The sequence below is a fragment of the Streptomyces similanensis genome, from assembly GCF_039543625.1.
Lineage (GTDB): Bacteria > Actinomycetota > Actinomycetes > Streptomycetales > Streptomycetaceae > Streptomyces > Streptomyces similanensis.
This window is the reverse complement of record NZ_BAABKC010000012.1, coordinates 42,827-51,518: the sequence shown is the minus strand read 5'-3', so window position 1 is coordinate 51,518 and position 8,692 is coordinate 42,827. Positions and strand designations below refer to the sequence as shown.

Below are 8,692 nucleotides of genomic sequence, written 5' to 3'. Positions count from 1 at the left end.
GGGGGCGGCGGGCGCCGGGCGGGTCCGCGCGGCCGCGGCCGGGTCGCCGCGCACGTCCGCGCCGTCCGGCGTCCTACGCATCCCGGCGCCGCCGGGCCTGCCAGACGGCGGCGCCGGCGAGGACGGCGACGATCGCGCCGCCCGCGACGAGCCCGACCGACGGCCCGCCGCCCTTCCCACCGGAGTTACCGGAGTCCCCGGAGTTCCCGGACGCACCGCTCGCGGCGGCCGTCTCCGGCCCCTTGCCCGCGTCCGGCCCCTTGCCCGAGACCTGTTCGCCGCAGCCCTTCGCCGGGTAGCCGGCGATCGCGCACAGCAGGGCGTTGGTGTCGTAGCGCAGGGGCTTGGCGACCGCCGCCAGCGCCTCCGCCGTCGTCGCGTCCGAGGACACCCGGGCACAGGCGGTGCGCGCGGCGGGCGGGGCCTCGCCGGCCGGGGCGTCGGCCTTCGTGCCGAAGTCGAGGACGAGCGCCACCCGCTTCTGGCCGTGCCGGGCCGGCGTGCCCGCGCAGATCGCGGCGAAGTCGGCCGCGCCGCGCGGCCGGGCCGCGTCCTGGGAGTCCTCGCTGACCGCGAACCGCAGCCCCTGCACGTCGCCGTCGGCCGGACGGGCCGTCGAGGGCCCCTCGGTGGCGTACGTCCACCGGCCGCCGTCCCGGTCCCAGAAGGACCAGTAGCGGTAGCCCACGGCCTGCGCCGTGCCCGCGCCCGCCGCCACCAGCAGGAGGGCGGCGGCCAGCAGCAGGACGGGCAGGGCGTACGGCGGGCGCGGGCGGCCGGTCACGGCTGCTGCCCCCGCTTGCGGCGGCCGCCCAGCATGACGCCGACGGCGACGACGACGAGAAGGAGGATGCCGCCGGTCCACCACAACGCGTGGCCGCCGCCGCTCTTCGCCGACGTCCCGGCGGCCTCGCCGGGCGTGGGCGCGTCGGTGGACCGCGGCGCGGGGCCGGTGGCGTTGAGCGCCTTGACCAGGTCGAGGCCGCCGAAGTCGCGCGGGTCGGTGCCGGTGGCGTGGGCGGCGAGGACGAGCTGGGCCCAGGCGGCCGGGCCGCTCTGCTTGGCCCACGCCTCGGAGTGCTGCTCCAGCCACTGAAGCGGCTTCTTCGCCTGCGCGGTCCCGCCCTGCGCGGCCAGCGCGACGACCGTGTCGGCGGTGTTGCCGTAGTCGGGCTGGGCGGTGGCGCCGGGCAGCACGGAGGTGAGGTAGCCGTTCTTGGCGACCTGGTGCGCGAGGTAGGCGGCGCCGTTGGCGGCGGCCTGCGCGGCCGTCGGCTTCCCGGAGCCGGAGCACCGGGCCGCGCCGCCCTTGCTCGCGCCCGTGGCCGCCAGGCCCTGGCCGAGGGCGGCGACGACGCCCGCGGCGGTCGCGTCCGCGTTGGCGGCCAGCTCGCCCTTCTTGTCCGGCTGGTAGGCGAACGCGCCCGCGCCGTCGCCGGAGCACGGCAGGGCGAGGCCGAGCAGCGCGTCGTAGGGGGACTTGCCGTCCTTCAGGACGGCGGCGGGCTTCTCGCCGGTCGCGGCGAGCGCGCCGACGACGACCGAGGTGGAGTTGGTGTCGCTGGGGCCGCCGGGCGTGTAGCCCCAGCCGCCGTCCTTGTTCTGCGCGGACTTCAGCCAGGCGACCGCCTTGCCGGTGGCGGCGTCGTGCCCGCCGAGCGCGGCGAGGGCCTGGACGGCGGCGGCCGTGCTGTTGGTGTCGACCATGACCTTGGCGTCGCAGGCGCGGGCCGGGTCGGCGCGGAAGGCGGCGAAAGCGCCGTCGGCGCACTGCTGCCCGGTCAGCCAGTCCACGGCCCGGGCGGCGGGCCGCACCCCGGCGGTGTGCTGGGCGAGCAGGGCGAGGGACTGCCGCCACACGCCGTCGTACTTGGGGTCGGTGTCGCCGTAGAGCCCGGCGGGCAGGGTGGCCGGCCCGGTCGGGGAAGGCGACGAGCCGGCGGCGAAGGCGGGGCCCGGTATGCCGATCACGGCGACGGCGGCCAGGGCCGCGGCGCAGCGGCGGATGTTCATGATCGGCGGATGCCTCTCCCTGTGGGGAGCCGGACAGCACGGGGCATCCCCGCAGCTCGGCTCCGTATACCTCGACGGCGCCGTGCGGCGGCGGGCGCCGACGCACGTGAGCCGGTCACGGGCCGTACGAGGCAGTCCGGCTCGCCGCCCTCGGGGCGGCTCACGGTTGCGGGTCAGCGCCGGATTCGCACCGGCTTCCCCTCGTACGGCTGTGATGACGACGCCGTCACTTTACCGGCCGGTGAAATCCGGCAATCTTTCCCCGCCCTTCCCTCACTCTCGTTGGGGGGTTGCGTACCGGTTGCGGCGGGTTCATCCTGGAAGTGGCCTACGAGGCGAGTGAGGGAGTTCGACCGGAGTAGCCGACTTGGGCGAGACGCGTCACGCATCCGCCGGGGCCGACGTCGACGGACGGGCTGAGAGGCCGGAAAGCCGCAAGGACTGGGCTGGACGGCGACCCCTAGTACCTGATCCGGGCAATACCGGCGAAGGGAACCCGTCTCGTAGGTTTTCTGCGGGTTCCTCGCGCCTTCTTCACGCCCGCGTCAGATCGATCAGCCGGCAGGCCGTCGCCACGTCCGTCTCGACCTGGGCCGTGGACGCGCGGCCCGCGAGCCAGGTGATCAGGGCCGAGTGCCAGGTGTGCTCGATGACCCGGATCGCGGAGAGCTGCTCGTCGGTGGGGTCGGCGTCCTGCCCCATCGCCTCCAGGATGATCGCCGTCGTCTGCCGGTGCACCCGCTCCACCTCGGCCGTGACGCCGCTGTCGGCGAAGGTCAGGGCGCGCACCATCGCGTCGGCGAGCCGGGGCTCGCGCCGCAGCGCGCGGAAGGCGCGGAGCAGGGTCTCCGTCACCCGTTCGGAGGCGGTCGCACCGGCCGGCGGCTTGGCGCGCAGGGTGCCGCGCATCCGCTCCAGCTGGTCGTGCATCGTGGCCACCAGCAGGTGCACCTTGGACGGGAAGTACCGGTAGAGCGTGCCGAGGGCGACCTGCGAGGACTCCGCCACCTCCCGCATCTGCACCGCGTCGAACCCGCCCCGGCAGGCCAGCTGCGCGCTGGCGTGCAGGATGCGGCGCCGGCGGGCCTCCTGCCGCTCGGTCAGGGGTGCCGGGCAGGGGCGCGTGATACGGATCTCCGCAGGCATGGGTCCCGTTCCGTGACATTCGGTGAGGGCGTGCGACCAGACAGCATGCCAGGGCCCCGGCCGTGGCGTGAATCACCCGTTCCACCGCCTTGCGGCGAGGCTACCTGCCGGTAGATTCGGAGCTTCCTGGACGATCAAGTCTGAAACTTGTTCTAGATCGACGACCCGGCGTAACCTCGCGGGACAGCGCAGTCAGAAGGGGGCCCAGAGTGTCCGCTGAGGCCAGTCAGGCGGAGTCCTCGCAGGGCCTCGCAGCCGACGGCGGGCGACCGCTCGGAATCGCGCTCCTCACCTACAAGGGCAACCCGTTCTGCGGCGGCCAGGGCGTCTACGTCCGCCACCTCTCCCGCGAACTGGCCCGCCTCGGCCACCGGGTGGAGGTGATCGGCTCCCAGCCCTACCCCGTGCTCGACGCCCTCGACGGCCCGGCCGCCCAGCGCCTGAGCCTCACCGAGCTGCCCAGCCTCGACCTCTACCGCCAGCCGGACCCCTTCCGCACCCCGAAGCGCGACGAGTACCGCGACTGGGTCGACGCACTGGAGGTCGCCACCATGTGGACCGGCGGCTTCCCCGAACCGCTGACCTTCTCGCTGCGCGCCCGCCGCCATCTGCGCGCCCGCCGCGGCGAGTTCGACGTCGTGCACGACAACCAGACGCTCGGCTACGGCCTCCTCGGCGACGTCGGCGCGCCCCTGGTCACCACCATCCACCACCCCATCACCGTGGACCGGCAACTGGAGCTGGACGCCGCGCAGACCCGCCAGCGCCAGTGGTCCGTACGCCGCTGGTACGCCTTCACCCGCATGCAGAAGCGGGTCGCGCGCAGGCTGCCGTCCGTGCTCACCGTCTCCGGCACCTCCCGCCAGGAGATCGTCGACCACCTCGGGGTGCGCCCCGACCGCATCCACGTCGTCCACATCGGCGCCGACACCGACCTGTTCGCGCCCGACCCGTCGGTGGCGAAGGTGCCCGGCCGCATCGTCACCACCTCCAGCGCCGACGTCCCGCTCAAGGGACTGGTCTTCCTGGTCGAGGCGCTGGCGAAGGTGCGCGCCGAACACCCCGCCGCCCACCTCGTCGTCGTCGGCAAGCGGCCCGCGGAGGGCCCCGTCGCCCAGGCGATCGAGCGCTACGGCCTGGAAGGCGCCGTCGACTTCGTCAAGGGCATCTCCGACGCCGAACTGGTCGACCTGGTGCGCTCCGCCGAGGCGGCCTGCGTGCCGTCGCTGTACGAGGGCTTCTCGCTGCCGGCCGCCGAGGCGATGGCCACCGGCACCCCGCTGGTCGCCACCACCGGCGGCGCCATCCCGGAGGTGGCCGGGCGCGACGGCGAGACCTGCCTCGCGGTGCCGCCGGGCGAGCCCGGCGCGCTGGCCGCCGCGCTGACCCGGCTGCTGGGCGACCCGGAGCTGCGGACGCGCCTGGGCGCCGCCGGCCGCGCGCGGGTCCTCGCGCACTTCACCTGGGCCCGGGCCGCCGAGGGCACCGTCGCCCGCTACCGCGAGGCCATCGCCGCCCCGGCCACGCCCGCGCGCCCCGCGCCCCCGACCACCGGCCGCCCCGCGGCGGCCGCCCCGACCACCGGCGACCACTCCGAGCACACCGAAAGCAGGGCCACGTGCTGACCGTCGACTTCTCCCGGTTCCCGCTCGCCGCGGGCGACCGCGTCCTGGACCTCGGCTGCGGCGCCGGCCGGCACGCGTTCGAGTGCTACCGGCGCGGCGCGCAGGTCGTGGCGCTGGACCAGAACGGCGAGGAGATCCGCGAGGTCGCCAAGTGGTTCGCCGCGATGAAGGAGGCCGGCGAGGCGCCCGCCGGGGCCACCGCCACCGCCATGGAGGGCGACGCCCTCCACCTGCCCTTCCCCGACGAGTCCTTCGACGTCGTGATCATCTCCGAGGTGATGGAGCACATCCCCGACGACAAGGGCGTCCTCGCCGAGATGGTCCGCGTGCTCAAGCCCGGCGGCCGGATCGCGATCACCGTCCCGCGCTACGGCCCCGAGAAGGTCTGCTGGTCCCTCTCCGACGCCTACCACGAGGTCGAGGGCGGCCACATCCGCATCTACAAGGCCGACGAACTGCTCGCCAGGATCCGCGAGGCCGGCCTCAAGCCGTACGGCACGCACCACGCCCACGCGCTGCACTCGCCGTACTGGTGGCTCAAGTGCGCCTTCGGCGTCGACAACGACAAGGTGCTGCCGGTGCGGGCGTACCACAAGCTGCTGGTCTGGGACATCATGAAGAAGCCGCTGGCCACCCGGGTCGCCGAGCAGGCGCTCAACCCGCTGATCGGCAAGAGCTTCGTAGCGTACGCCACCAAGCCGCACCTGCCCCGGGCGGCCGCCCAGTGACCACGCCCCGGACAGAACACCTCGTCCTGCCCGGGGTCCTCACCGCGGAGCAGGCCGCCGCCACCGTGCGCGGCATCCTCGCCGCGCAGCGGGAGGACGGGGCGATCCCGTGGTTCCGCGGCCACCACCTCGACCCGTGGGACCACGTCGAGGCCGCGATGGGACTGGACGCCGCGGGCGAGCACGAGGCCGCCGAGCGGGCCTACGCCTGGCTCGCCCGGCACCAGCTGCCCGACGGCTCCTGGTACGCCGCCTACACCGACGGCGCGCACGACGCCGTCACCGACCGCGGCCGGGAGACGAACTTCGTCGCCTACGTCGCCGTCGGCGTCTGGCACCACTACCTCGCCACCGGCGACGACACCTTCCTGGACCGCATGTGGCCGGTGGTGTACGCGGCGGTGGAGTTCGTGCTGCGGCTCCAGCGGCCCGGCGGGCAGATCGGGTGGAAGCGGGAGGACGACGGCACCGCCGCCGAGGACGCCCTGCTGACCGGCTCCTCCTCGGTCCACCACGCGCTGTGCTGCGCGCTCGCCATCGCCGAACAGCGCGAAGAGCCCCAACCCGACTGGGAGTTGGCGGCCGGTGCGCTGCGCCACGCGATCCGCCGGCACCCCGAGCGGTTCCTCGACAAGGACCGCTACTCGATGGACTGGTACTACCCGGTCCTCGGCGGTGCGCTGACCGGCGCGGAGGCCAAGGAGCGCATCGAGGCCGACTGGGACCGCTTCGTGGTGCCCGGCCTCGGGGTGCGCTGCGTGGTGCCCAACCCGTGGGTGACCGGCGGCGAGTCGGCCGAACTCGCCCTCACCCTGTGGGCGGTGGGCGAGTCCGACCGCGCGCTGGAGGTGCTCAAGTCCATCCAGCACCTGCGCGATCCGGAGACCGGCCTGTACTGGACGGGCTACGTCTTCGCCGACGACGCCATATGGCCGCGCGAGCTGACCACGTGGACGGCCGGCTCGCTGCTGCTCGCGGTGGCCGCGCTCGGCGGGCACGAGCCCACCTGCACGGTCTTCGCCGGCGACCGGCTGCCCAGGGGCCTGGACCCGGACTGCTGCGACGGGGAGGCCCTGCGGCCGTGAGCCGCAGGGCGCTCCCGTCGCCCGGGACGCCCGGTCAGTGCCGGTGCAGGCGGTTGGCGAGGGCGTGCCCGACGAACAGGTACACCACGGCGGCCAGACCGTAGCCCGCCACCACCCGGGCCCACGCCCGGTCGAAGGTGAACAGGTCGCGGGACCAGCCGGCGAGCCAGTTCGCCGCGCTGTGGATCCACTGGACCAGATCGTTGGCGCGGTTGGCGTCCAGCAGATACATCAGTATCCACAGACCGAGGATGGCGGCCATCACGTCCGCTACCACCGCGATGACCGTACCGGCGGAGTTGGAACCCGTGCGATATCGAGGGGACATGGTGTTCGACTGCCCCGCCTCCCCGGTTGAAACCTGTACCGCGCACGGGCGGTGACCCGGCCGGTACGACCCGTATCCTGTTTCGGGCGGTATGACCCGGTTCACACGGACCGACGGAGAACCCGAAGCAACACGATGCGGAGGACACCGTGCCCGTCGTACCGATACGGCGCCTCGCCGTGGCGCTCACCCTGTGCTGCGCCCTGCTCGCCGGCTCCGCCGCGTGGGCCACGAACCAGGGCGGAGGGCAGCGCACCGACCGTCCCGCGGCCGTCGCCGCCGCCGCCACCCCCAGTCCGACCACGTCGGCGGAGCGGCAGAAGTTCGCCAAGACCCGCTTCGTGGCCAACGCGGGCCTCGCGGCCGGAGCCACCTACCAGTGGATCTGGAAACCGTACAAGGAGGGCAAGTTCAAGAAGGGCGCGCACGGCCGCAAGGTGACGCTCGTCAAGGCCGGTCTGGCCGGCGCCTTCACCTACAACCGGCTCAAGGCGGCGGTGCGCAACGCGCAGGGCGACCCCCTCCTCTCCAAGGCGCTCGCCCCGCTCAACGAGGCCATCGCCGGGCTCAAGGACCTGCCCGCCAAGCTCCGCAAGGGCGACGGCTCGGCCGCCCAGAGCTTCAACGACACCATCAACAAGGTGAAGGACGCGGGCAAGGACGCCGGGGCGCCGGTCAAGGACAAGGTGCCGTCCACCGGCGACCTCAGGCAGGGCGCCAACGCCAACCCCTGAGGCCGCGCCCCGCCGGCCGCACGGCAACGGCCCCCCGCCCGCAAGGACGAGGGGCCGCAGGGCCGTTCAGCCGGTTCAGCAGTGGACCGGCGGGCGGTTCAGCTGCCGCGCTGGATGTCCGAGGCGTCCTGGAGGACACCGCGGCGGCCGTCCTGCATCTCCGTCAGCAGGCCCTGGCCGCGCTGCTCCACCGCCAGGTACCAGACGCCCGGCGACAGTTCGGCGACCGGGGTGGGCGCACCGTCCTCCCCGAACAGCGGACGCGGCGCGGGCACCGCGTACCAGAACGGCGAGAACGGCGCCGCCGACTGCGGGGCGGACGCGCCGGCCGGCTGCGGCTGCGCGGGCGCCTGCTGCTGGGCGGCGTAGGGCTGGGGCTGACCCGGCTGCGGCTGGGCGCCGTAGGGCTGACCGGGCTGACCGGCCTGCGGCTGGGCGCCCGGGTAGCCGTAGCCACTGGGCGGCTGCGCGCCGTAGGGCTGCGGGGCGATGGGGCGCTGGGCCGGGATCAGGGCGGCCTGGAGGGCGGGGACCAGCGGGGTGGCGACGGCCGCGGCGGCCAGGACGAGCGCCCCGATGAAGCCGAGGATCAGGCCCGCACCCGCTTCGATGCCGCTCGGCACGTCCACCAGCGACCAGAAGAAGATCCACGCGGCCAGGACGGTGAAGCCCACGCCGATCGTCCCGAGGTCGAGACCGGCCACCTTGCGCGGCTGCGGCAGGCAGCGGTTGAGGACGATCAGGGCGGCGCCGATGACGGCCCCCATGTAGATGCCGAGGCCGGTCCCGAGGGACTCCCACGCGTTCTGGCTGCTGGAGTAGCCGGACATGGAGTAGGAGTAGTAGTCGAGGAACGACGCGATGAACAGCAACACCGCTGCTCCGATCACCACGCCGTCGCCCCGAGTGAGGGAGCGGATATTCACGTCAGGTCCTTCGTAGGTCGTCTCGTCGTCGGTAGAGGCGTCGCTGTCACCAGGTCGCCGTCAGGCCCTGGTGCGAAGCGTGGGGGTGCCCTCTCATCGTAGGAGTG

General features: G+C 74.1%; 9 protein-coding genes and 1 riboswitch. Of the genes, 4 read left to right on the top strand and 5 right to left on the bottom strand.

From position 1 onward, the window contains the following. Window positions 1–73: 73 nt before the first annotated feature. The 3 genes from ABEB07_RS05055 to ABEB07_RS05045 all read right to left on the bottom strand — a co-directional run bounded on the left by ABEB07_RS05055 (window position 74) and on the right by ABEB07_RS05045 (window position 3,159). Window positions 74–784 (bottom strand): SCO2322 family protein, encoded by a 711-nt coding sequence (locus tag ABEB07_RS05055; protein ID WP_345667196.1) that lies wholly within the window; start codon window positions 782–784, stop codon window positions 74–76. Next, window positions 781–2,013 (bottom strand): prenyltransferase/squalene oxidase repeat-containing protein, encoded by a 1,233-nt coding sequence (locus tag ABEB07_RS05050; RefSeq protein WP_345667195.1) that lies wholly within the window; start codon window positions 2,011–2,013, stop codon window positions 781–783. The genes ABEB07_RS05055 and ABEB07_RS05050 overlap by 4 nt, the downstream gene beginning before the upstream one ends. A 121-nt stretch (window positions 2,014–2,134) precedes the next feature. Continuing rightward, window positions 2,135–2,262: riboswitch (cobalamin riboswitch) on the bottom strand. A 285-nt stretch (window positions 2,263–2,547) separates the two neighbouring features. After that, window positions 2,548–3,159, bottom strand: a complete 612-nt coding sequence (locus ABEB07_RS05045; RefSeq protein WP_345667194.1) for a TetR family transcriptional regulator — start codon at window positions 3,157–3,159, stop codon at window positions 2,548–2,550. A 209-nt stretch (window positions 3,160–3,368) separates the two neighbouring features. Here ABEB07_RS05045 and ABEB07_RS05040 point away from each other — a divergent pair, with 209 nt between their 5' ends. The 3 genes from ABEB07_RS05040 to ABEB07_RS05030 are packed head-to-tail and all read left to right on the top strand — an operon-like array spanning window position 3,369 to window position 6,597. After that, a complete protein-coding gene (locus ABEB07_RS05040; RefSeq protein WP_345667193.1) occupies window positions 3,369–4,784 on the top strand; it encodes a glycosyltransferase family 4 protein in 1,416 nt (471 codons plus the stop codon). Then, window positions 4,778–5,512, top strand: coding sequence for a class I SAM-dependent methyltransferase (locus tag ABEB07_RS05035; RefSeq protein WP_345667192.1), 735 nt, complete (start codon window positions 4,778–4,780; stop codon window positions 5,510–5,512). Before ABEB07_RS05040 ends, ABEB07_RS05035 begins: the two co-directional genes overlap by 7 nt. Next, window positions 5,509–6,597: a prenyltransferase/squalene oxidase repeat-containing protein gene (locus ABEB07_RS05030; protein ID WP_176148764.1), complete on the top strand. Its 1,089-nt coding sequence runs from the start codon at window positions 5,509–5,511 to the stop codon at window positions 6,595–6,597. The genes ABEB07_RS05035 and ABEB07_RS05030 overlap by 4 nt, the downstream gene beginning before the upstream one ends. Window positions 6,598–6,631: 34 nt before the next feature. Here the strand turns inward: ABEB07_RS05030 and ABEB07_RS05025 are convergent, their stop codons facing one another. Next, window positions 6,632–6,925 (bottom strand): hypothetical protein, encoded by a 294-nt coding sequence (locus ABEB07_RS05025; RefSeq protein WP_164585083.1) that lies wholly within the window; start codon window positions 6,923–6,925, stop codon window positions 6,632–6,634. Between the two features lie 149 nt (window positions 6,926–7,074). Here ABEB07_RS05025 and ABEB07_RS05020 point away from each other — a divergent pair, with 149 nt between their 5' ends. Further along, window positions 7,075–7,659, top strand: coding sequence for a hypothetical protein (locus tag ABEB07_RS05020; RefSeq protein ID WP_345667191.1), 585 nt, complete (start codon window positions 7,075–7,077; stop codon window positions 7,657–7,659). 98 nt (window positions 7,660–7,757) lie between these two features. On the opposite strand, the gene ABEB07_RS05015 is transcribed toward ABEB07_RS05020, so the two are convergent. After that, complete coding sequence (locus tag ABEB07_RS05015; protein ID WP_345667190.1) at window positions 7,758–8,585, bottom strand: hypothetical protein; 828 nt, start codon at window positions 8,583–8,585, stop codon at window positions 7,758–7,760. Window positions 8,586–8,692: the final 107 nt, after the last annotated feature.